This window comes from Synechococcus sp. MIT S1220, assembly GCF_047303025.1.
In the GTDB taxonomy this organism is placed as follows: Bacteria; Cyanobacteriota; Cyanobacteriia; order PCC-6307; family Cyanobiaceae; genus Parasynechococcus.
The window spans coordinates 2,091,673-2,115,407 of sequence record NZ_CP138939.1 but is presented as its reverse complement, the minus strand read 5'-3'; the positions used below and the strand labels follow the sequence as shown (position 1 = coordinate 2,115,407).

17 protein-coding genes are annotated in these 23,735 nt (G+C 52.0%); 5 read left to right on the top strand and 12 right to left on the bottom strand.

Annotation, left to right across the window (positions count from 1 at the left end):
• Positions 1-248 precede the first annotated feature (248 nt).
• The 4 genes from SIB64_RS10815 to glnA form a co-directional block, all read right to left on the bottom strand.
• Positions 249-1,457: a hypothetical protein gene (locus SIB64_RS10815; RefSeq protein ID WP_413440216.1), complete on the bottom strand. Its 1,209-nt coding sequence runs from the start codon at positions 1,455-1,457 to the stop codon at positions 249-251.
• A gap of 273 nt (positions 1,458-1,730) precedes the next feature.
• A complete protein-coding gene (locus tag SIB64_RS10810; protein WP_413440215.1) occupies positions 1,731-2,846 on the bottom strand; it encodes a hypothetical protein in 1,116 nt (371 codons plus the stop codon).
• Positions 2,846-4,651 carry a tyrosine-type recombinase/integrase gene (locus SIB64_RS10805; RefSeq protein ID WP_413440214.1) on the bottom strand — a complete coding sequence of 602 codons (1,806 nt, stop codon included), beginning with the start codon at positions 4,649-4,651 and terminating at the stop codon, positions 2,846-2,848. The genes SIB64_RS10810 and SIB64_RS10805 overlap by 1 nt, the downstream gene beginning before the upstream one ends.
• Positions 4,652-4,731: 80 nt before the next feature.
• Entirely contained in the window at positions 4,732-6,168 is a 1,437-nt protein-coding gene (gene glnA, locus SIB64_RS10800; RefSeq protein ID WP_413440213.1) for a type I glutamate--ammonia ligase, read from the bottom strand.
• A gap of 226 nt (positions 6,169-6,394) precedes the next feature.
• Here glnA and SIB64_RS10795 point away from each other — a divergent pair, with 226 nt between their 5' ends.
• Together SIB64_RS10795 and SIB64_RS10790 are read left to right on the top strand one after the other, a co-directional pair.
• Positions 6,395-6,919, top strand: coding sequence for an allophycocyanin subunit beta (locus SIB64_RS10795; protein WP_413442993.1), 525 nt, complete (start codon positions 6,395-6,397; stop codon positions 6,917-6,919).
• Between the two features lie 98 nt (positions 6,920-7,017).
• Complete coding sequence (locus tag SIB64_RS10790) at positions 7,018-8,196, top strand: pyridoxal-phosphate-dependent aminotransferase family protein (protein ID WP_413440212.1); 1,179 nt, start codon at positions 7,018-7,020, stop codon at positions 8,194-8,196.
• Positions 8,197-8,319: 123 nt separating this feature from the next.
• Here the strand turns inward: SIB64_RS10790 and SIB64_RS10785 are convergent, their stop codons facing one another.
• The 3 genes from SIB64_RS10785 to SIB64_RS10775 form a co-directional block, all read right to left on the bottom strand.
• On the bottom strand, positions 8,320-11,319 hold the full coding sequence (locus SIB64_RS10785; RefSeq protein ID WP_413440211.1) for an antibiotic biosynthesis monooxygenase: 3,000 nt from the start codon (positions 11,317-11,319) through the stop codon (positions 8,320-8,322).
• 280 nt (positions 11,320-11,599) lie between these two features.
• The gene (locus tag SIB64_RS10780; protein WP_413440210.1) at positions 11,600-12,982 is read right to left on the bottom strand and encodes a carbohydrate porin; all 1,383 of its coding nucleotides are present in this window, start codon (positions 12,980-12,982) and stop codon (positions 11,600-11,602) included.
• A gap of 8 nt (positions 12,983-12,990) precedes the next feature.
• Positions 12,991-14,217 carry an MFS transporter gene (locus tag SIB64_RS10775; RefSeq protein WP_413440209.1) on the bottom strand — a complete coding sequence of 409 codons (1,227 nt, stop codon included), beginning with the start codon at positions 14,215-14,217 and terminating at the stop codon, positions 12,991-12,993.
• A gap of 518 nt (positions 14,218-14,735) precedes the next feature.
• Between SIB64_RS10775 and SIB64_RS10770 the strand changes: the two genes are divergently transcribed.
• Together SIB64_RS10770 and SIB64_RS10765 are read left to right on the top strand one after the other, a co-directional pair.
• A complete protein-coding gene (locus SIB64_RS10770; protein ID WP_413440208.1) occupies positions 14,736-16,283 on the top strand; it encodes a GMC family oxidoreductase in 1,548 nt (515 codons plus the stop codon).
• A gap of 46 nt (positions 16,284-16,329) precedes the next feature.
• Positions 16,330-16,698 (top strand): antibiotic biosynthesis monooxygenase, encoded by a 369-nt coding sequence (locus SIB64_RS10765; protein ID WP_413442992.1) that lies wholly within the window; start codon positions 16,330-16,332, stop codon positions 16,696-16,698.
• Positions 16,699-16,833: 135 nt separating this feature from the next.
• On the opposite strand, the gene SIB64_RS10760 is transcribed toward SIB64_RS10765, so the two are convergent.
• Complete coding sequence (locus SIB64_RS10760) at positions 16,834-17,349, bottom strand: nucleoside deaminase (protein ID WP_413440207.1); 516 nt, start codon at positions 17,347-17,349, stop codon at positions 16,834-16,836.
• A 64-nt stretch (positions 17,350-17,413) separates the two neighbouring features.
• Between SIB64_RS10760 and SIB64_RS10755 the strand changes: the two genes are divergently transcribed.
• Positions 17,414-18,820 (top strand): pyridoxal phosphate-dependent decarboxylase family protein, encoded by a 1,407-nt coding sequence (locus SIB64_RS10755; protein ID WP_413440206.1) that lies wholly within the window; start codon positions 17,414-17,416, stop codon positions 18,818-18,820.
• Positions 18,821-18,931: 111 nt separating this feature from the next.
• Here the strand turns inward: SIB64_RS10755 and SIB64_RS10750 are convergent, their stop codons facing one another.
• Genes SIB64_RS10750 through SIB64_RS10735 form a run of 4 tightly spaced genes read right to left on the bottom strand, consistent with a single transcriptional unit; the run spans position 18,932 to position 23,715 of the window.
• Positions 18,932-20,530 carry a YcjF family protein gene (locus SIB64_RS10750; protein ID WP_413440205.1) on the bottom strand — a complete coding sequence of 533 codons (1,599 nt, stop codon included), beginning with the start codon at positions 20,528-20,530 and terminating at the stop codon, positions 18,932-18,934.
• Positions 20,527-22,680: a transglycosylase domain-containing protein gene (locus SIB64_RS10745; RefSeq protein WP_413440204.1), complete on the bottom strand. Its 2,154-nt coding sequence runs from the start codon at positions 22,678-22,680 to the stop codon at positions 20,527-20,529. Before SIB64_RS10745 ends, SIB64_RS10750 begins: the two co-directional genes overlap by 4 nt.
• Positions 22,673-23,152: a signal peptidase II gene (gene lspA, locus SIB64_RS10740; RefSeq protein WP_413440203.1), complete on the bottom strand. Its 480-nt coding sequence runs from the start codon at positions 23,150-23,152 to the stop codon at positions 22,673-22,675. The genes SIB64_RS10745 and lspA overlap by 8 nt, the downstream gene beginning before the upstream one ends.
• Positions 23,149-23,715 (bottom strand): biotin transporter BioY, encoded by a 567-nt coding sequence (locus SIB64_RS10735; RefSeq protein WP_413440202.1) that lies wholly within the window; start codon positions 23,713-23,715, stop codon positions 23,149-23,151. Before SIB64_RS10735 ends, lspA begins: the two co-directional genes overlap by 4 nt.
• Positions 23,716-23,735 lie beyond the last annotated feature (20 nt).

The window sequence follows — 23,735 nt, the reverse complement described above, 5'->3', positions numbered from 1 at the left end:
ACCGGATGAGTCATTGGAGACAACCTTCTATCTCGTCCATGCGCATTGATGAGCGTATTTCTAATAGATCTCAGCTCTACAAGCTGATCAATGATGGCTACCTGCACGAGCATGTCCACATGCAGCAGCACAAGTGGCAGCGTTTGGTTGACATAGAGGGGCTGCGGGAGAAGCTGCAGGGTCTATGCCAATGGCGGTAGATAGTATTTTTTTGGGCCCTCTTTAGCTATTGAGTCTTGTAGTTTGTTTTATATGATGGCGGCCGCGAGTAACTTTACTTTTTGCCCTGGGGTGGTAGGTAAGAAATCTGCAGCAAAGGCATTTCTCCCGGAATCAAGTAATTCATCGTGGTAAAACTTTAAAGTTTTGAATGCCATTTCTGCATTCATTTTTCTCAATTCAGTCGAACCCGCCCATTTCTTGCTTAGTAACTCATCAGGACAATCCCATAAAGCCCTGGTCGAATAAAGGGACGCTTGCTCAATTAGCCAAGCATCTAAACGAGGCAATTCAATAAAGTCAAATAATTCTCCGTACTCTTCATCAGATCTATGATCTAGATCCCACGCAATTCCTATTTTTATCAAACCTGGATAGTTTTTCATGTAAAAGACATAGGCAAACTCATTCGATTCGGGATTTCTAAAAGCCCCATCGATCATCCCTTTGATACTGTCGCGACCTCCAACATTGCAACCACATGATTGCTGTTGCCCTGAGACTGCATCTCGTAGGCGTGCTTGGCAAAGATTCCCGCAGTCGCAAATAAATTCCCATGTGTATGTTGTATCTACATCTTTCTTTCCAACAGACCTTAAGGCGACTAAAGAGCCGAAGCGATCGCCTGTGCGATTAGCTTTGGTCTTGCTTCCAATCATGCATCCGCAACTCCCGTCAATTTGATTTCCTCTAGCAATTTGAGGGGTTCTCTCTACAGTATTGCCACAGTCGCAATCCCAAACCCACAAACATTCTTTCGGGGTTTTTTCGGGGTCAAATTCAATTCTTTCGACGGCTACAAGGTGTCCATATCTAATTCCGGTGTAATCCTTGGTTCTTGCCTTTGCTGATCTTTCAAGAGCGCAATGCCTACAGCCTACAGAGCCATTCTTTTTGAGCCTATGCCTGTATGCAGCTCCATATCCCTGATCTTTTTTTCCGCAGTCACACTGCCATTCCCACAGTCTTCTCTTTCCTTCAATCCTCCTTATTCCTACAACACTACCGATGCGAACATTTTTAAAATCCTCAGCCTTTGCTTTAAATTTCTCAGTTTTTAAGCAGCCACAACTCTTGGTATTTCCGCTAGTTACCGAACCTCTGCATACTTCAACTATCTTACCACATTCACATTTAAATACCCATTGAGCTCTGCCGTCTTTTGTTCTATTTTTAGATGGGAGGATAGCAGTTAAGCGATTGATTTTTGTGCCGGAAAAGTTTTTGTTGTTTGCCATTAAAACCTCGCACTTATCAAAGAGTTGATGGAGGCTTCGACCGCCGACTTCGTAGAAGCGTCGTCAGTCCACTGCCCGTAGTGGCGAATGCGTATTTTCAGATCGTGGCTCATGTGCTTGGCTCGACTTCCATCAGGTGCTTGCGGACACAGAGTTGCATGAGCCCCATGAACATCTTGATGTCCTGTAGTGCTGGATTGCCGAGCAGAATCTTTCGGATGCAGATGCATTGTGGTCTGAATGGGGTCTGCTCGAATTCCTCACTGGCGGCGACTAGAGCAACCTTGCAGCTTCAGTGATGGCATGCTGACGGAAACAATCGCTGTATGTGGCCTCAATCTGCGCGACTGATGTGGAGATCAACTCAGCCACCGTGAGAGGTTGCATGCCTGACTTCAACAGTCTGGCGGTAGCTGCGTGGCGTAGGGCGCGGAATCCGAGCGAATGAGCTGCATCCTTATGAACTTTGCGTCGGAGCATTGCCGCGTAGTTACTGAGCAGGTTGTTTGCTTTTTCGATCTGTTCGTTTGTGGCAGGCCGGTCGTGTGGCATCCAATATTCCTTCAGTTGATTTGGTGGCAGGGTTAGGTCCCAGTGGTCCCACCAGTCCCTCACTGTGGGTGTGCAGAACCCGGCTCGGCCTCGCTTTGAATCCCAATAAGGGAGCTGTACTCCTGGCTGGAACCCACCCTCTGGAAACTCGTCACCGTCAAACGGGCCTGGGATCTTCATGCTGAGGGCTCCATTTGCCCGAACTCCAGTCACAACAACGACTCTGTAAACCGAAATGGCGCCAGGGTCCCCGAGCTTGAGCAGGTCAGTGTCGAGCGCCTGGAAGATTGCCGGATCGTCAACGGCAGGTCTTCGGGTCGGGAGCGGGTTCCGGAATCGCAGGCCCTCTATATCGAGGTTCTCTCCGGCCACGGTGGCTAATAGGGAAGCAGCCTCCAGAACACTTCGACGCTTGCGGTTCTCTTCGGGTGCCAGCTCCATGACGGCCTTATGTAGCGCCTTCTCATCCACTGCCAGGGATCTTTCCGCCAGCCACTCACACACTTTTCTGACGCCTGAAACCTTGGCTCTTCCGGTTGCGTCGCGGTAGCCCTTTGAAGTGATCGCCTCCAGAGCAGCCCGCAGGTGGTGTTTGGTGAAACTCTTTGATGAAGAGCGGCCACTGAGCTGCATCATCAATTCCCTGGCACCGTGGAAGGCTTCAGATTCATTGCTGGCCTTGAGTTGCCTTGCGATGGTGTCGCCGTTGCCGTGGACTCCCACCAGCTGCCAGACGGTGCCTGATGCCCGCTTCGCTTTCCTGATTCGCAATGACTCAGCTTCCGGAAACTCTTGCCTCAGCGAGACCGTGAATGCATGGAGGTTGGTTGCTCTCATTACTGTTGCTCCCCCTTGTAAGCAGGCAGTGCAAGGTGGGCGGCATGTAGCTCGATCGCCCGCGCCATTGATGGCAGGTCATCAGAGGTGTATTGGCTGAGCGGTGTGTTCCCCGTCTTGCCTGTGACCATCTCCACGATCCGGGCAGGGACCGCACTATTGAGCAGGTGGTTGATCAGCGTTTCCCGCCAAGCATGGGTACCGGGAAAGTCAGGGATCTTGTCCCGCATCCTTCGCGCCAGGTTGTCCCCCCAGTGAGCGCGTTCTGTCTTGGGCTCTTCCTTCGGGAATGCAGGTTCTTTGCTCTTTGGCCCAGCGTGTTTGTTCCAGATCTCCTCTGCGCACTTGGGTAAAGGAACGATCCGTTCTGACTGTGGAGTCTTGAGGCCGCCACGCTCGCCCAGAACCGCAATGCCCCTCTTGTTCCACCGCACAATCTCGATGCACTTGTAGGTCTTGCCGTCGAACTTGCGCTCGGTGAAGTCACATCGCCTGAGACCCGCCACCTCCTGGATTCGGGTGCCAGTAACGGTCTGTAGATAGAAGAGATCAAACGCTGAATCACGGTTGCCGCGCTTGTCGCTGTTCATCCGTTCGTAGATCGATCGCGCTTCCTCAGGGCTGATCACCTTGTTTGAATCAACCGTCTTGCGGGCATCCACCTGCTGTTGCATCGCAGCCCGTCGATCCTCTGGCAGGTTCCTGAATGGGTTCTCATCTAGAAGGCCTTGCCGGACAGAAGCATTGAAGATGGAGTTCAGGTAGCGAACCTCTTTGCTGACACTTGAAGACGAGAGGCCGGAATCACCACTGAAAAGCCAGCTCCGGTACTGCTTCGCAACCTCATCGTCGATGGCTCCTGGAAGGTGCAGGGAGTAGTTCGCTTTAGTCCAGCCCTCCAGTCGTTCAGCGGCCTTTGTCATGCCAGCCAGGGTGCCGACAGCAACGCCTTCCACTTCCTTGGCCCCCAGCAATCTCTGCCAGGTGGTGCTCTTCTCTTCCAGTGCTGGTTTTGGTGCTTTCAGTCGACCCTGTACGCGGGCAACGTCGGCGATCTCCATGTGGTCTTTAACCAGATCAGAGAACCGTTCCAGGATGCGATTTAGTCCGTTTTCTGTAGGCCTGAAGCCGTTATCCCAGCAGAGATGTTCGAGCTTCCTGCCTTCTTCCAGCTTTGCTTTGTCGATGACATAGATGCCGCCATCCACGTCCAGATCGTCAAGGGTGATTGGCTCAAGCAGGAACTCCTTTAGTAACTCCCGCTCTTCCCTTGTTTGCTGAACAAAGGGCTTGTGCTCTAGCTGCGGATGCTTTTTGTAGAACGCTTTTTCTCGCTCGCTCAGCTGTATCTCTGCAAATAGAACCTTCCCGTCTTCTGTTTCGTGGTGACCCTTCCCGCCTGCAGCCGTATTGGCAAAGGCTTGCAAGACAGTGGAGTCCATGTCCTGCAGGTTCAATCCACGCTGTGCAGCTGAGATCCATTGATTGGCCAGCTGTTGAGCGATTCCCTCTAGGTCTGCGCCGCTGTAGTCAACGGTGTCGCCAGCCAGTGTGAGCAGCATTTCTTGGATTTGGCCATTGCGCCGGTGGCAATAGCTCTCGGCCTCCTTCTGGCTCGTGACCATCGTGCCGTCAGCTCTCTTGATCCACTCGTCGATGTACTTCGGCTGGATCTGGCCTGGGTAGAGCTTTGCCTGTGCTGACAGGTTCTTGATAAAGAAAAACCCATCGCGACCCTGCTTGCGATACAAGCCAAGACCGTGACGGGTTGATTGAACTCTGGTTGGGGCGTCACGCCGTGGCATGGATCACCTTGTTTTGGTGACCATTTTGGTGACGATTTTTGGTGAAAGTCAAGTACCCCAGTGCTACTAGGCCCTATTGATCAAGCGTCGTAGTACATGGTGAACTCGTGCGGATGGGGCCGCTGACGGAGTTGTTGTACTTCCTCGTACTTGAGGTCGATCCAGTTATCGATGAAGTCATCGCTGAATACTCCACCAGCTGTCAGGAAGGCACGGTCGGCATTCAGCGCTTCAAGAGCACCATTCAGGGATGCCGGAACGGTCTTCTCGGGATTTTCTGAGAATTCAAGCAGCTCGTCTTCAGAAAGCGAGAACAGGTCGCGTTTCTCGATGGCACCCGGGTCGATCTGATTCTTGATTCCATCCAGGCCTGCCATCAGCATGGCGCTGAAGGCGAGATAAGGATTGGCGAGAGCATCGCCGGATCGGAATTCGAGTCGTTTGGCTTTGGGGGCAGGGCCTGTGAGAGGGATCCGCACCGCAGCTGAGCGGTTGCCTTCGGAGAACACCAGATTGACAGGCGCTTCAAAACCAGGCACCAGTCGCTTGTAGCTGTTGGTGGTTGGGTTGGTGAAGGCCAGGAATGCCCTGGCATGCTTCAGGATGCCACCGATGTACCAACGGGCTGTCTGAGACAGGTTCGCGTCGGTTCCCTCGCCAAACATCAGGGTGTCGCCACCTTTCCACAGGCTTTGGTGGACATGCATGCCAGAACCGTTGTCGTTGAAGACAGGTTTGGGCATGAATGTGGCGGTCTTGCCGTATTTCTTGGCGACATTTCGCACGATGTATTTGTAAATCATCACGTTGTCTGCCGCCTGGATCAGTTCGGCGAACTTCATTCCAAGTTCGTGCTGTCCTGGGCCGGCCACCTCGTGGTGGTGCTTCTCAATCGGAATACCCAGCTGACCCATCATCAGCAGCATTTCCGAACGGATGTCCTGTGCTGTGTCGTTCGGGGCGACGGGGAAATACCCCTCCTTCAACTGAATTTTGTAAGCCAGGTTTCCGCCTTCTTCGACTCGTCCGCTGTTCCAAGGGGCTTCGATCGTGTCAACGCTGTAGAAGGCACCCCCTTCACTGGAGTTGTAGCGGACGTCATCGAACAGGAAAAACTCCGGTTCCGGTCCGAAAAAAGCTTGATCGGCAATGCCGCTGCCGGTCAAATAGTCCAGAGCCCGCTGAGCGAGTGCCCGTGGGCAACGTTCGTAGGGCTCATTTGTTCGAGGTTCATTAATCGAACAGATCAGGCTGAGGGTTTTATGGCGATAGAACGGGTCAACCCAGGCTGTGCTCGCATCAGGCACCATTGCCATATCGGAAGCCTGGATGCCTTTCCACCCACGGATCGACGAGCCATCGAATGCGAGCCCTTCTGTGAACGACTCTTCTTCAATCAGGTCCGTGCATACGGTCAGGTGCTGCCATTTGCCGTGCAGGTCAGTGAATTTGAGATCGACGAGCTCAATGCCGTCATCTTTGATCTGACGCAGAACGTCCTGGGGTGTTTTCGACATGGGGAGACGTTTTGCCCTGTGGAGTGTTAGTTGGGACCGTAAAGATGCCCCAAACCCCATTTTGTATCAAGGGGCACCCTCCTGTCTCCATGTTTCTCACGGCTCGAGAGAACGGAGTAGTGCGTAACCGTTTCTGTCAACTTCGCAGCAACTTCGAGGTGCTGTCGTTGGTGGCTTGAATAGCAGTGTTACCTTCCGCCTAGGGACTGTCTGGAGACCCCAGGGAATGCGTGATGCCATCACCGGGTTAATTGGTCGCTATGACCAGCTCGGTCGCTATCTCGATCGCCAGGCAATTGAAAGGATTGAATCCTTTCTCGATGAATCAAGTGTTCGCATTGCAGCGGTTGAGCTGATCAACCGCGAAGCGACTGAAATTGTTCGCGATGCCAGTCAGCGCCTGTTTCTCGACGAGCCTGAGCTGCTTCTGCCAGGGGGCAATGCCTACACGACACGCCGGTTGGCAGCCTGTCTTCGCGACATGGATTACTTCCTGCGTTACGCGAGCTATTCACTGGTCGCAGGCGATATCACCATTCTCAATGAGCGGGTTCTTAATGGTCTGGATGACACCTACAAGAGCCTGGGCGTGCCGACGGGGCCAACGGTCCGGAGCATCGTTCTGCTCGGGGAGGTGCTGATCGAACGTTTGATGGCCGGTGGTCTTCCGTCCTCAATGCTCGCTCCGATCAGACAGCCGTTTGATCACATGGCCCGTGGTCTTGCCGAAACAAATGTGCGTCAGCGCTAGTCAGATCGGACGTCTGCGTTTCAAACCCGTCGTAATCCCGTCTTGAGGGGTGGACGACTGCGTAGGCTCATCGGCCAGATCAACCGTTCAGGTCCTTGGTGTCGAACCCTCTTCCTTCCGTCGACGACCGTCACCGAAAGGCCTTCGCTCCAATTGCGACTCCCGACCGACTGCTTCTAGGGCCCGGTCCGTCGAATGCCCATCCGACTGTTCTCCAGGCCCTCTCGCGCACACCCATCGGCCATCTCGACCCTTTGTACGTCGAATTGATGGGTGAGGTGCAGGAGCTGCTTCGCTACGCCTGGCAGACCGATAACCGCCTCACCTTGCCCATGAGCGGCACAGGCAGTGCGGCGATGGAAGCGACACTCGCCAACACTGTTGAGCCTGGCGACACTGTCCTCGTTGCGGTGAAGGGATATTTCGGTCTCAGGTTGGCCGATATGGCCGGTCGGTATCGAGCCGAGGTCAGGACGATTGAAAAGCCCTGGGGAGAGTGGTTCTCTCTGGAGGAACTTGAGGCTGCGCTGATTGAGCACAAGCCCGCCATCCTTGCGATGGTTCATGCCGAAACCTCTACCGGTGTCTGTCAACCCATGGCGGGGGTCGGGGATTTATGCCGTAAGCATGACTGCCTGCTTCTCCTCGATACGGTCACCTCGCTAGGTGGAGTGCCCCTTGCCATTGATGAGTGGAAAGTTGATCTGGCCTACAGCTGCAGCCAGAAAGGCCTGAGTTGTCCTCCTGGCCTGGGTCCCTTCACCATGGGAGCGCGCGCTGAGGAGAAGATGAGCGCCCGTAACAACAAGGTGCCGAATTGGTATCTCGATGTGTCCCTGCTGAATCAGTATTGGGGAAGTGATCGGGTCTATCACCACACAGCTCCGGTGAATATGAATTTCGGAATGCGAGAGGCTCTGCGTCTTCTCGCTGACGAAGGTCTCGACAATGCTTGGGCTCGCCATCGCCGGAACGCAGAGGCCCTTTGGGCTGGTCTCGAAAGTCTTGGCCTTTCCATGCTCGTTCCAGAGAAGCACCGTCTTCCGACCTTGACCACGGTTCGTATTCCGGAGGGTGTTGACGGAAAGGCCTTCAGCCAGCATCTGCTCAACAATCATGGCATTGAAGTTGGTGGGGGCCTCGGAACCTTGGCAGGCAAAATCTGGAGGATTGGCTTGATGGGATATAACTCAACTCCAGAAAATGTGGATCGCCTTCTCAACCTTTTTGAGACGGAGCTTCCCAATTTCAGTGGTTCATTGTCCTTAGCTGCTTGACAAGCAAGATTAAACAAAAAAGCCTGAAAAAGCTCAGGCTTTTTTTATTGCGATTGAGCGCAAATTAAGAAGGCTTATCCGAGAAGACGCCGAATTGCATCGGCGCCTGACTCCCACCACTGCTTAGTTCAACAGCGGCATCTGATTGGATTGTGAGAAATTCAATGTGAAATCATACATTTGGTCGTGAATTGTCATTTCGAAGGCATTGGATCCAGTGATCTTCGTCGTTGCATTGTTAGGGGTAAAGTAAGTGCCCTCATGCCGGACAACGGGCGTATAGATATTTCCACCTTCGATGGTGAGATGATCCTTTGTAAAAGAAGGCATATCATCGGATTCCAGAGCGGAAGCGATGATGCGTTGTAGATTGTTTGAATTTGATTTAACAAATTTCTCCTTTTCAAAGTCATAGATCTTACCTTTTTTATTGGATTTTATTAAACTGATTTTGTCTGAGTCTTCACTCGGCTCAAAGCCACTGAAGGACGCATGCAATTGGCGTCTTGGTTGCTCTCTTGTATCAATCACCGCAAACCCTTCCTCCTGCATCACGCTTGTGACTTTGCTCATGCCTTGGATGACATTGCCAAAAGCACCACTCATGTGATGATAATTGATAATTCCTTTGTCTTCGTCAACACTCAGGTCGGAACGATCCTTCGGTAGATCAAGTTGAAGATCAGAATCAAAGGTCTTCTTACTAAAAATGTCTTGATGCTTCGACTTGGTTCTAAATGGTAGATAGTGGACCCCCGTGTTGACCTGAACACTGCGAGACATCATATGATTATTCTTGTTGCTTGAAGTTTCAAACAGCAAGGTTGCATTTTCTCCTGCTTCTTTCATCCATTGTTCTGAAGGTTGGTCTGGATCGCCAAGCGCAACCCCATTGATTTCCCCTGAATCATTGTCAACCTCAATCACTCCATAGAGCCATTCCTTCTTTTTGCTGTGAGAATTATTGAATTGAAGAAATGAGCCAAATCCTTTGGTGTCTGTCTGATTAGTAACGTAAACTGTTTGAATATCTTTTGGTTCAGGTGCTTCAACTTTCATGCTCAAATCTGGCATCGATTCGAGCATATCTTTGAACATGTCAATGCCATTTGCTTGCTCAATATAAATCGAAGCCTGCGGAGTATTGACTGGATAGATGGTGACTTGTCCATCAGCCAGGTAGCCACTCTCGAGGTGTTTTGCGAAATCTGCAAAGAATTCAGTTGTGTATGACTTTTGTAGGTGAAGTGATATATCGCTGCCTTCTTTGTAATGTTCGATGTAATAAATTGTTGTATTGTCGCCTTTCTCTAGGTAGTAATCAAAACTAAGATTACCAGTCTCCTGCCTTGTTTTTTCTCGAAGCTCTTCTGATAAGGAGAGAACTGCATCGATGCTGTCATCCTTGATTTCAAATTTGCCAAGGAGCATTTGTTCTGGCGCATTTGATTCATAATTATCTGACAGATCATTATGAACACTACTGTTGGTTGGAGTAACGCTACCGCCTCGTTTCAGTTGTTGAAATGTCTTTTTAAAGGCTTTATCGTCTCTAAGCTTGTCGAGGCTCGAAAAACGATCCCAAACAGTCAGGATTTCATAGGTTGCATCTGCTGATTGAGGAAGCAGAAGATCACTTGATTTAACACCATTCGATTCGTTGTAAATGTTGGCTAATTTCTCGGTTGATTGCTTGAAGTCTGTCTGGGAAATACCGTTCTGATTATTAGGGTCATATTGCAGTGCAACTCTCTGGATCACCTCGGGATCAAACGGTGTGCTGAAATTAACGGCCTCTGAGGGGGCATTTGGTGCGGGAGGTGTGTAATAACTATCCGATCCTTCTTCCCCAGGTGTTGCCAGCCATGGTGTCGCTGATTGTTCATTCCAGGCCGCTGGTGGTGGTGTTGCAAATGTTCCAGTATCCGTCGGTATTGATGGATTCCAATTTCCACCCATTGTGAGAGCAGAGCCATCTGCAGCGAGTATCGAGTCACTTTCAACAGCTGTAAAGCTGCCAAAATTCCTACTCATCGCAACATAATATTCTGGAAACGTATTAAAATAATCGACAAATCTTTGTTGATTGCTAATGCCATCTTCACTACCTACATTCTTGTTGTACAGATTTCCATAGCCGGCAGCCTCATTGGATGTATCGTAAAAACGACCGATAAGTGGATCACTTAGAGTGAAAAATTCTTCGATTCCACCGTCTGGATATCCTGGAGTGCGAGACCACAGTGTTAAGAAGACGAGTGGATCACCATTGGGGCTTGCATTCCGGTAAGCATGGGCATGTCCCCGTGGCAAGTAAACGCCATCCTTGGCCATCAGATGGCCGTAATAGTAATTTTCAACGTTGTCTGCTTCTAGTTGTGGTGTTCGAACATCTGCGGGTAAATTGTCACCAGTGACGTCATTTCCTTCTGGGAATTCATAAAGCTCGTAAGCATCCTTCGTAGGATCACCGATCCACGAATCCATTTCGCCTTGCAACATGATGAAGGCTTCATCTTCCGCCCAATGGATATGTGGAATGGGGCCAGCATTGTATGGGGTGACAGATAAAGATATCGTGAATGGACGCTCAGTATCAGAGCTTGATTCTGCCCTTAAAACTACGCTCTCTCCAGTATCGCCATTGTAGGGAGATCGTGAATTAATTGTATCTTGTTCAACACTAAATACCAGAAACTGCTGTGCCTCACCTGCTGGAAACGAATCCCACTGATAGGAGTCTTCTTCGGTGATATTCGGTAGAGTAAAATATAAGGGAAGATCATATCCGGCATCGTAGGTGTCGCGATTATTTCCTTTTTCAGTTTTAATAAATGTATCAAAATTAAAGTTGTGCGCTAATGGAAGCCCAATTCCGTTCGGAACACTGAAGTGTGGAGCTTGATTGTAAGGAGCATCAGCATCATATCGATTTTTATCGCTAAAATTAGTGGTTGGATAGTAACTAGGATTTGTTGGATTAGGGTCAAAGATTGGTATTGAGTTCGTCGATCCATGATCATGATGATTGCCGGACCCTGAATTTGAGGATCCAGAGCTGGATTCGCCGGTTTCTGCATGGCTGAACACGTATCCATCAACGATGCGACCAAGCTTGTTCATGAAGCGGAGAATCTCTATTTATAGTTTATTTTTTACGGCCAATATCGTGTCACTTTCTAAGCTTTATTTAGGTTTTGACTGAAAAACTTTATTTTCCACTACGTATGATTCATTCAATGTAAGATGTGTCTATTGAGTGTGTTCAGCTGAGGTATATGAATGCATGTTAATTTGATGCGGTTATCAGATTTTTATCACTTGCTACTTAATGCAAAATATACTGGTTTTCAATCCGTGTATGATATATCAATCCCTTGTTTACTTTAATGCATTCCGAAAGTTAGAAGGAAAGGTTTGCTTGCAGTCCTCCAACCCATACAGCTGACGCTGATTCATCGCCTAATGGTTGCATGATTAATTGCAAATTTGGCATTAATTGAAAATTAGGTGTAATGCTAAAACTGTAATTGAGTTCCAAAGCGTGTTCGGTTCCAGCTATAAAGCCAATCGAGGGTGTTGAAGGGTTGTAATCTGCAAACGTATATCCAAAGGCGAGGGTGTCAAAAGGGCGATTGGGGAAGACTCCTGCCAGTACAACACCTGCGTTGCCTCCTCTGCGGAAGCTTTGAACATCTTCAGAGAGCCCTACTCCACCGGATGCAAACAACCGCCCATCCATCGCAAGTTTTCCAGGGTTGATCGGAATACTCATCAGCCCATAGACACCATTGTTGTTGCTTGTTGTTTCTCCGAGGACATCGACGCGTTCGTAGACACCGCCACCAAGCCAACCGCCTATTTTTAGGACTGGTGGAGGGAGTGGTGATTGGTACAACACGTTGGCGTTCTCACCTTGATTCGTTCGTCGAATTTGGCCGGCGTCGGATTGTCGTGCTGGAATAAGATTCTGAGTGGGTAGTTTGGCGTCAATTTGGAAAAATTGTGCGTAACCTGTGTTGTTATCAATTCTGAAATCTAATCCGTGATATTTCGTCTCAAATGATTCTGGATAAATCTGATAAATACCATACTTAAACGATACATTATCCGGATTGCCAACACGAGCCATTGCACCATAGGTATTGAAAGGGTTTCCAGGGATATCAATCATTGATGGTGTTCCTTCTGCCCATCCACACATTCCAAAATTTGAGAAATAGCACATCACTCCATCCATTGTGAAATCAACGGATTGTTTGAGCTTTCCAATTTTGAACTGCGAAATAAAGCTCTCCGTATTTTCGTATTCGAGCGCCAGTAGGCTTAAGCGGCCTATCGGTCCATTGCCAAAGCCCCACTGCGTATTCAGTTTATTAGGTATCTCAAATGACAGAATTTCTCCAGCACGTTGTGTGCCAATGGCATGAATGTTGAAGCCATTTTTTTTGTTATCATCCATCCAATGATCTAACCAAATTCTTAAATCAAGTGTTGCGAGATTCGATGATGTAAAAATTCTTCGATCGTTGGCGTCTGGAGTTCCGTTGTTCTGGCTGAGGATCGACAAATTGAGATCAAGCCAGTCTGGGTTCCCGATTAAGTTATTAAGAGTTGCATGTGGGTTGTTGGAAATGATCGGAAGCTGTTCTTCTGCTGCATTCTCGTTGGAGAGTTCAGGGCTTTGTTGTGACCAACTTGGTAAGCACAAATGGCCGAGAGAAATTGCCAAAAAAGCAATGAGTGCCCCTGTTCTTGGAACAATAGATTTGATTTGATTTTGCATATTTTTGATCAATGACCTTCCCGATTAAGCATGAAGGCAGTTATGTTCTCTAAAATTGCATGGATCAAAACGAGTGCAAGACCAAAGTAGAAGATCATGGGTACTGAAATCTGGGCTAAATATCCACTTACAAAAGTAACGATAATGAAACCAATACTCAGCACAAAGCTGAAAATGGCCCAGCCTTTTCGTGCTAGAACAGGACCTAAAATCTCACCTAACCGGGCTACTAGCAAGCCGATATAGGCACCATTCCAGATGCCAAAAAGTATGCCTCCAATCGTCACAATGCTAATGGCTGGTGAAGCGACGAAGAGTAATGTTCCGAGAACTCCAACCCATGCTGAAATTTGAAGGAGAAGATCTGTGCTGAATTTCTTGGGAACAAGCCCCCCTATGATTGCACCAATCATGTATCCAAAAACCACCAAAGAGTATGAACTGCTGGCATCAGCCTCACTCATCTTGAATACAGAAGTGAGAAATAGGGGCTCATAGGTAAGGATGGATACCTGGCCAGCTCCAAAGAAGAATGCTGTGATTGCAAATAAGACAAGCGATGGGGACCACTTGATTTTTTCAGAAGACGTGTTGGGCTGTGGTGGTGGGAGTTCTGTTGCGGCTTCTTGTTGCTCAGCTACGTCCTGAGGATGAAGACGCAGCGACTTCATCTCGCGTTCAATCAACAAATAAATCGGTATCCCCATCACAATCGATAAGCCACCAATCAAAAACCAGGATCCAATCGTTGAGCCAGAGGTTAATGCGCTGATCAGCAAGGAGCCGATCACTGCCCCTAAGCCAGCACCTGCGAAAGTAAATCCAAGCGCCGCACGCTTTTGGTTGGTTTGGAGACGTTTGACTCCGAAGCTTGGAATTCCCGTCACCAGCTGGGCACAACCCCATCCGGATATCAGTCGCCAGAGCACTTGCCAACCCATTGCCGGGATCAGTGGTTCTACGAAAAATGAAATAATGCAGACATAAAGTCCAAGCCGATTGACTCGCAGGGACGCAACATCACTCTGAATGCGTGCCTGATGTACAGCTCCCACCATGTATCCAGCTAGATTGAGTCCGACCAGTTGGCCGATATTTTCCGGCTTCATCCAGCCTGAACTCACCATTGAGTTCCCGAGGACTGCAAATTCAGAACGCTCCAATCCAATACCAATCGCCAAGGCGCATGACGCGGCTAAAACACCCAAATAATCGTATGAAGATCGCTCAGACATCAAACATCAGGTCTTTTTATAAACCTAGCTGTTCAATGCTGTGCGTCAAGTGAAAAATGCTTTAAGGTGATTTATCTTTTACACGAGCTGATTTCAGTTGATTACTTTTCCTGCTGACTGTAAGCTGATCGATAAGGATGCATTCTCAATTTTGCTTCATTTCGATCACTGAATTGAATTTTTGCTTGTATTTAAAAAGATTGAATTACTTTGACATGGGATTATAGATTCCCTAAAATTCTTTATATTCAAGCTTTGATTCCCTTGTCGATTCAAATTATTTTTTAAGAATTTAGCGATCTCTACCAGTGGTTGTGTCTGTTTTCCCTCACGATGTCTTTAAGAAGCGTTGCGTTGTTGCTTGGTGTGTGGGGGATGGCTAATTTTTTTGTGACCCAATCCATTCTTCGCTGATTTTGCCTGGATGTTGGCTGTCTCAATCTGATGGCAACATGCCGATCACTTGAGACAGCAATTGAAGCATTTTATGTCTTTCTGAACTATTTTTTCACATCATTATGAGTTCCTTCGATTACATCATTGCTGGTGGCGGTAATAGTGGCGCAGCCATTGCGGCTCGCTTGTCTGAGGATCCCAGTATCAAGGTCCTGCTGGTTGAAGCTGGTCCTCATTACAGTTCGTTGGAGGATTTGCCTGAAGATCTTTACAGCTCCCGTGCCGTCTCTGTCGATAAGCACGATTGGCACTACATCACTGATGTGATTCCTGGTCGTGAGTTCCCCTACGGACGCGGCAAAGTAACGGGGGGCTGTTCAGCGGTCAATGGCACGATTGCGCTGCGTGGGCTTGAACAGGATTTTCGTGAGTGGGAGGCTCTGGGAAATGACGGTTGGGGCTGGGCTGATATTGCACCGCTCTACAGCAGAATCGAAACCGATGTTGATTTTGGTTATGAGCCACACCATGGAGTGAATGGCCCAATTCCTATCCGCCGCTATAAGCCTGAGGAATATTCCAACTGTGTGAAGGCCTTCCGTCGTACAGCTATGGATCTGGGATACGAATGGATCCCCGATCACAACAATCCAGCTGGTCGCGATGGTGTCGGCCCGATTCCGATGAATCGAGGCGACGACGGCGTTCTGCGCGTTTCCAGTGCGGTTGCTTATCTGCTGGGAGCTCAGGATCGTCCCAATCTCACGATCATGGATCGCACGCTTGTTAATCGTGTGGTGTTTGACGGCAAAAAGGCCATTGGCGTTGAGGTGATCAATGCCTCAGGTCAGTCGGAAACGCTTCTCGGCGGAGAAGTGATTGTGTCCTGTGGATCGATCAACTCGCCCGCTGTTTTATTGCGTTCAGGGATTGGTCCCTTCTACATCTCTGAGACCCTTGGTATAGACCATGTCCTTTTCCTGCAGGGTGTTGGTAGCAATTTGATCGACCATTCTCTGGCTGTTGTTGCCTCATATCCGAAGCCAGGAATCGTCAGTGAATCCGATGCCGACGTCCAAGTGGTCATTGGGTATACGGCTACAGGCAGTGCCACAATCGATGACATGCAGATTTATTGCCTTGGTAAATTAGGTGCTGAGAGATTCCCTGGTGCAGATCCATCCCGAGGCTTGATGTTTGGGGCTGGTGTTGTTATTAATCGACCCGAATCCCGTGGTCGAGTCATTGTTGAATCAACGGATCCGAATGTCCAGCCACGCATCGACCACCGCTTGAATTCTCACGGCGAAGACATCCGCAAGATGGTTGAGGGTGTTCGAAAAGGTTATGAGTTGTTGACAACTGGTGCCCTCAAGGATATCTCAGACGGCATTGCTGTTCTCAATGATGAAATGATTGCAGATACACGCGTCATTGAAAAGTACATCACGGATCGATCGGCAACGATCTGGCACGCATCTGGTACCTGCAAAATGGGCCCAGTGTCTGATAATCATGCCGTTGTTGATTCTTCGCTTCATGTGCATGGCGTTGAGAATCTTCGCGTTGCTGATTGCTCGATCTTCCCTGACCATGTGAGTCGTAATCCGATGCTGACTGCTTATGTTATTGCTGAAAAGTGTGTTGACATTATTCGTGAAGGCCGATAATCGCTTGCCCTTTGTTATTTGATTGCAAATTTCGCTCTCTGAATCTATGTCAGCTTCTCAAACGTGGGTTTCTTGGGTTATCCAATGTGAGGTCCAAGCTTCAAATCGAGACAAATTGGTCTCCCTTTCTGAGGAGATGTCTTCGGATTTCCTGGCCAATGAACCAGGAACCCTGAATTTCGAATGGTCTGTTGATTCCGCTTTCGGCGAGCTCCATCTCCACGAGCGGTACGCCGATTCTCCAACTGCTCTTGGTCATATTCAGACCTTTGGGTCCAAATATGCAGAGCGTTTTCTGGCTGCAGCAGCTATTAAATCTGTAACGGTGTACGGATTTCCTTCAAAAGATCTTCTCGACGCATTGTCCGCGATGAGTCCAAAGATCCTTGAGCGCTTCTCTGGATTCACACGTTGATTTGAAATCAAGCTCAATGGCAAGATATACTTTGCCTCTTGCCATTGAGGTTTTACTCTATTAACTTCTTGTACCCTTGCAAGGTGATTGATATGTCCTGATCAATGCGTCCAGATCAATATGTCTAGATACTCATCACGCCAAATGTTCACATTGAGTGTGTTTCGTTTTGGCTCGTCGTCGTTTGAACCAAGATTCAATCAATTGGCGTGCGTCCTTTTCCAGAACACCACCAATCACTTGCATGTGATGATGAGCGCTTGGATGGGCTGCAAGATTGAGGCTTCCTCCTAATCCTCCACGTTTGAAGTCGTGCGCACCGAACACAACGCTGCCCATGCGTGCCTGAACCAAGGCGCCTGCACACATGGGGCATGGTTCCAGCGTCACGATCAATGTGCAGCCGTTGAATCGCCAGTCGTCGAGAATTAACGCTGCCTGACGCAAGGCGATCAATTCTGCGTGTCCCAATGGATCTTTCTTGAACTCGCGGCGGTTGCGCCCATGGCCAATACAACGCCCGGTGCGATCAAGGACCACGGCGCTGACCGGAACCTCACCCTCCTCTCCGACCTGCTCTGCTCTCAACAGCAGAATGTTCATCCACTGCTCCAGGGTTCGGTCAGTCACACTCTGTCTTCTCTGATCCATTGACATTCGATCTGTGAACAGGGACCCCCGAGACGCAAGGATTGGGCGAATTCCAGTTTCTCCTTTGCACGCAGGTCCCGGATTCAAATCAGGATCGACGGACCTGGCCCCGTTCGCATCACCGGATGCCTTTGATCCTGTACTGCGTGACTTTCTTCACCAGTCCAGTGAATTGCTGTGTCGCTGGTTGGGTAGTTCTGATCAGAGGACACCGCTGCCAACCATTCGACCCGCTCCGGAGGTCAACCCCGCTTTGCATGGTGTTTCCATGCCTCAGCTCCTGGATGATCTGCAGATCGTCATGGACGGCGCATATCAGCCCTCCCATCCCGGGGCCCTTGCTCATTTGGATCCACCTCCGCTAACAGCATCGATCGCTGCAGATCTGATCTGTGCAGGATTGAACAACAATCTCCTCGCTGAGGAGCTATCACCTGGACTCAGCGCCTTGGAGCTCGAGCTCTGTCGTTGGTTTGCTCAACGACTTGGTTTTCCAGATGGCACCACCGGGGTTTTGGCAAGTGGCGGAACGCTCAGCAACCTGATGGCTCTGGTTGCAGCTCGTGAGCGCGTTAAGCCCGAGCATCGTCAGAGGGGGGTGGTGCTTTGCAGCCGTGATGCTCATGTGTCGTTGCTCAAGGCCGTCCGTGTCATGGGACTGCGTGACGATGCGCTTCAGCAACTGTCTGTTGATTCGGAGGGGCGCCTCTGCCTCGATGCTCTTGAAGAGCGTTTGGTGGCATTGCATCACCAGGGCCGCCCGTGTCTTGCAGTGGTGGCGACCGCCGGCACCACCGTGCGTGGTGCCGTGGACTCGATGGACCAAATCGCTGGCCTGTGTCAGCGGTATGGAATCTGGTTGCATGTTGACGGGGCGATTGGTGCGGTGTTCGGCCTTGCCCCTTCAACCGCCGAATTGGTGCGCGGCCTTTCGAGCGCCGACTCTTTGACCGTGAACCCGCAGAAACTCCTGGGGATCACCAAGGCATCCTCGTTGTTGCTGATGCGCGACCCCACCCAATTGCGTCTTGCGTTCTCCACCGGGCTTCCTTACATGGAAGCTCCTCTCGGCGAGCACCATGGCGGAGAGGTTGGTCTTCAGGGCACACGCCCGGCAGAGGTTCTGAAGCTGTGGCTCGGTCTGCGTCAGCTCGGCGAAACCGGCATTGAAACGGTGCTTCGTTCAGCTCTCGATCGCTGCCGACAGTTCACCCAACGGTTGGACCCTCATCAGTTCACCCTTCACAACGGTTCCCTTCACCTGGTGGCCTTTCGACCCTCCGGCCATTCTGATCAGCAGTCGGATCGCTGGTCTGAAACCACCCGTCGGATCTTGATCCAGCACCGGTTCATGCTCTCTCGCCCCTTGTACGGAAGCAGTCATTGTCTGAAAGCGGTGCTGGGAAATCCCCACACAACCAGTGAGCATCTGGACCAGCTGGCCTCACTGATCAATCAATCCGTGATCTGATCCACCTAACACTGATCCCATTGATGCCCCAGCCGTCACAGCGACCTCGCTGGGTCGCGATCTTGACCGGCGCGATTTCTATCGCGATCGGTCTTGTTTATCTCCTAATGATCACGGTTCTCGACGCCCGCGGCCCGATGCGCCCCCCGCCGCCGGAGGCTCTGGCCGAGGCGGCAAACGTTGCGCCTTCATCTGCTGAAGCGGCTCCACAACCTGGCGCATAGCCATTGCCAGGAATCGTTTCAGGGACGCATCGCGGCGGTTCAGGTCGAATTGCTCCTGAAGCACGTCCTGCATGCCGCCATCACCCCAGTCCTGATCATGTTCGAAATAGCGGATGAAGCTGGCACCGGCCACGCGGGTCAGCCATGCGGCGGCGACGGCCTGGATTGCCCGTCCGGCCAACATGGTCGGCAGGCTGAGGCTTAACGCTGTACCGATCACAGTCACGGCACTTTTGATCACTCCCAGTCCGGCCAGCGTTCGACCGACTGAAACCGCCAACTCCCTGGCCTGCTCCTTGGCAAGCTCAATGCCATAAACGCGCGCCAGCTCCATCACCATCTGAGCGTTCACCGCGGCTGTTCCCAGCAGGTCCACGCCTGGTAGGGGATTGGCCGCCACGACGCCAGCGCCAATCCAGCTGTAGCGATCAACACACCTCTGCGCTTCCTGGCGGCGTTGCCGTGTGAGCAGATCGCGTCCCCTTGCATCGAGATGACGACACTGCAACAGGATGTTGTCGGCGATTAACTCTTCACCTTCAGCGTGCAGAACCGAGGCAAGACGCTGAAGCAGTTCGTTCACATCAGCATCGGGTTGCAGCGGTCTGCCCCCTGGACGAGGAATGGACTGGGGCGCAGCGCTGCAGGCCAGGATGTCAGAGGGTTGCAGCATTCCCTTGCAACGGGAGCGCAGGATGTCAAGGAGTCTCCGCTCTTCGTCGACACCCCTTAGATCCCGCTTGTTCAGGATCAGAAGAACGCGTTTTCCCAGGTCCGCAATCGACCGGATCACCTCCAGCTCCGAAGCCCGTAGATCTCCATCAACAACGACAAGAAGAAGATCAGCGCGAACTGCCCGATGTCGGGCCGACTCTTCCCTGCTCCGTCCATCCGGCCCACTTTCAAGAATTCCCGGGGTGTCCACCAACTGGAGGCTTCGGGTCAGTCCATGAAGGCGCATCCGGTAGCGGCTGCTTTGCCGGGTTGAGCCCATCGCTGCGCTGGTGGTTCCAACCATCTCCTGAAGCAACGCCCGGATCAGCGAGGTTTTCCCGCTTGATCCGGTTCCGAACACCACGACGACAAGATCGCCGCGGTTCAGCTCCTGTTCAACACGCTCACGTTCCTGTTGAAGGCCAGCGCGTTGTACATCATTCTCCAGTCGTTCGAGCAACTGATCAAGGCTTCCAAGACTCCGGTTTGCGGCTTGACGCCGATCCTTCGGAATCTCGAGATCGCGCGCCGGCTGTTCGCTTGGCTTGGATCGGCGTCGCTGCCAGGCCTGCCACCAGGGCCAACCGAACTGCACAATCAAAGCGGCGATCAGGGCCACTGTGAGCAGCAGAACCGGAGTGATCAGCCAGCCCGGCAACAGGTAACTCAGGTCCCAGAGGAGGGTCCTGATCATCTGGAGCAGTGTTCCCAGAACGATCAACCCCAGCAGGCCTGCGCCGAGAACCAGAAGCACTTTGCTTCGGTTGATCACGAGTTCGTCACGCTGCCTCGACCAGCGGCTCGGATGATGTCCCTCCAGAGGGCTGCGGCCAGCGCACTGGAGCTGGAACTCGGACTGTTGTCGTCATTGCCAAGCCAGATTCCAAGTACCCAGTGGCGGGATGGTTCGTAGCCCACGAAGAGCAGATCCCGCCCCTCGTTGGTGGTTCCTGTCTTGCCTCCCTCCTGACCTCCCAGGAAGGCGCTGCGGCCAGTTCCGCTTCGAACCACTGTCCGGAGCATCCCCTGCATCGCAAGGGCCGTCTGCAGTTTCATGGCCCTGCGTGCTTTGTTCAGACTGCCCTGACCTGCGCCAAGAAGACTTCGGCACGATTGCGCCTGTTCCTGCTGACAGGTTTCAGCGTCCACAAGCCGGCGGATTGTTGTGGGTGGGAGCCATAGGCCATCGTTGGCGACGGCTGCATAGGCGCTTGTGAGCTCAATCAACCTGACCTCGCTCTGACCAAGGGTGAGACCGGGAACTGGGTCAAGATCTGTGGTGATACCCAGGGCTCGGGCCTGTCTGATCACCTGCTCTAGTCCGACCGTCTTGGCGAGGCGAAGCGCGGCGGTGTTGCTGCTGGAGGCGAACGCACGGGTGAGGGAAAGCTGGCCTTGGCATGGGCTATCGAAACGCTGACCACCCCAGTCCAGCGGACTGCAATCCAGCTGACTCTCCGGCGAGATGCCCTGCTCGAGAGCGGTGAGATAGGTCAACAGCTTGAATGTGCTGCCGGGCTGGCGCAAGGCCATCGTGGCGCGATTGAACTGGCTGAAGCGGTAGTCACGACCACCGCTGATGGCGAGAATTCCACCGTTTCGGCTATCGAGCACGACCACAGCCCCCTGGCTGACGCCAAGTTCTGCTTTGGTGTTCAGCAACGTGCGCAACTGCCGTTCCACAACGGTCTGAAGCACAGGGTCCAGATACGTTTCAATCAGGAAATTGCCTTCATCGGCAACATCCGCACCCACCAGATCAGTGAGGTCTCGTCGAACTTGATCGCTGTAGTAAGGAGCATTGCTGCGATGGACCTGGCTGCAGGTCTTGGCAGACAACTCGATCGGACGACGACGCGCTCTTCTCGCTTCATCGATCGACAGGCGTCCTTCATCGGCCATCTTGTTCAGCACCCGATTGCGTGCCTCCAGGGCTCGTTGTGGGAACTGGCAGGGGTCATGGCCGTTGGGTGATGGCAGCAGACCGACCAGAAGTGCTGCCTGATCCAGGTTGAGATCAGCCGCGGATTGATTGAAATAAACCTGAGCGGCGTCCTCAAAGCCGAAGCCAACCCCGAGATAAACCCGATTCAGATAGCTCAGTAACAATTCGGCTTTGCTGAATCGAGTTTCCAGTTGCAGAGCCACCATCAGCTCCCTCCATTTGCGCTCAAGCGTGTCTCCCTCTCCCACTTGCTCTGGATAAAGGCTGCGAGCCAGTTGCTGGGTCAGGCTGCTGCCACCCTCCAGCAGCTGCCCTCCGGAGACATTGGTGATCAGGGCTCGTAACGTGCCGATGGCATCGATGCCTGGATGCCACCAGAACCGATTGTCTTCACTGGCAAGAAGGGCCTCGATCAATGCGGGGGAAAAGGCGTTGACCGAATCAAGTTCGCGGTGGCGTTGAGAATGAACCGATTCGATCGGCTGATCGTTGAGGTCGTAGATCGCGATCGGTCCCTGCACTGTCGCCAGGCGGCCGCGCACAGGCACGCTGACATTCGCTAGCAGGAGGATTGCTCCACTTGTGGCGAGTCCTGTTGCCACCACTGCAGCAGCCAGCCCTCTCAGGCGACGGGTCCGTTTGGAAGCAGGGTCATGAAATTCAAGGGTCGGTGCACCTGGTTCCGAACTGGGAGCCAATGCGAGTTGGTCTCCGTCTCGGAGTTCCAGGGTGCGAACACGGCGTCCTTTCCACCAAAGTCCGTTGGTTGAGTTCTGATCGGTCAGGCTCCAACCACTCCGGTCCCGTTCGAGCAGAGCGTGCAGACGGCTGATCGCAGGATGACGCAGCGCGATCTCCAGTTGTCCTTCACGGCCAAGCCGGTAGCTCTCTCCATGCAGGGGAATGCGGCGATCCGCTCGATCCAGCTGGTGGATGATGAGGCTTGCCGTGTCTAAATCAGATCGGAGCTCAGTCACGCCGTGCTGTCTCCCGGTGCATGAGTAGATCCAGCAGGAAACAGACCACGGCGAGATTGATCGCGATATCGGCGATGTTGAAAACTGGAAAACGAATCGGCACGAGGGCCAGAAAGTCGATCACATAGCCGAGGCGCCAACGGTCCAGTCCATTGCCGATGGTTCCCCCCAGCAGGAATGCAACAGCAAGCGCCTGCCACGCCGGCAGCCGCCGCTGTCTCCAGAGCCAGATGATCACGGCCACGCTGACGGTGAGGCTCAGCACTGCCAGGGGCAGAGTGGAGTCTCTGAACAAGCTGAACGCCGCTCCGGTGTTGCGAACCAGTTGTAGATCCAGCAAACCGGGCACAGCGGTTCTTGTCTGCCCTCCACTGAGCAGACCGGTCATCCAAACCTTGCTGCATTGATCGAGGATCACGACGACAGAAGCCAGCGTGAGAACTGCAAGACGATCGATGGCCCGGGTCTTCATCCTTCAATCAGAAGCAGGCGCCTTAGCCCTACGGCCAGCACGCCGACCGCTGCACAGAGAAGCAACTGGGCTGGAAGGGGGCCCAAGGAGAATTCGTACAGCAGCTGTGGCAATGGCGTGGTCCAGCGGCTGAAGAGAGCCCCGAGTCCCAGGTTGAGCATTCCGCACAGCTGAATGCTGAGTAGTCCGGCGATCGCGGCTCCGGTCTGAGCGACCACATCGCCCATCCCGTTCTGCTGAGCAAGGCGTCCTGTCAACCAGGCAGCAGGAATGAATCCGGCCAGAAATCCAAACCCAGGATTCATCAGATAAGTCACTCCACCTCCCCCTTGAAACACCTCAAGATCCGCCAGCCCGATGGTCAGGTAGGCCACTGCGGTGATCACCCCGGCGCGTGGGCCGCTGACCAGGGCACAGAGGAGCAGGGACGGAACCTGCCAGGTGGCGGGTAGATCGACGAGATGGGGGGAAACGGGCAGAAGAATGGCCGACGGTAGGAGGCTGCCGATCAGGATCAGCAAAAGTCCGGCTAAAGCACCGCTCCAGGTTGCGAGGGCCCGCACAGGGGTGGATCGTTTCGGCC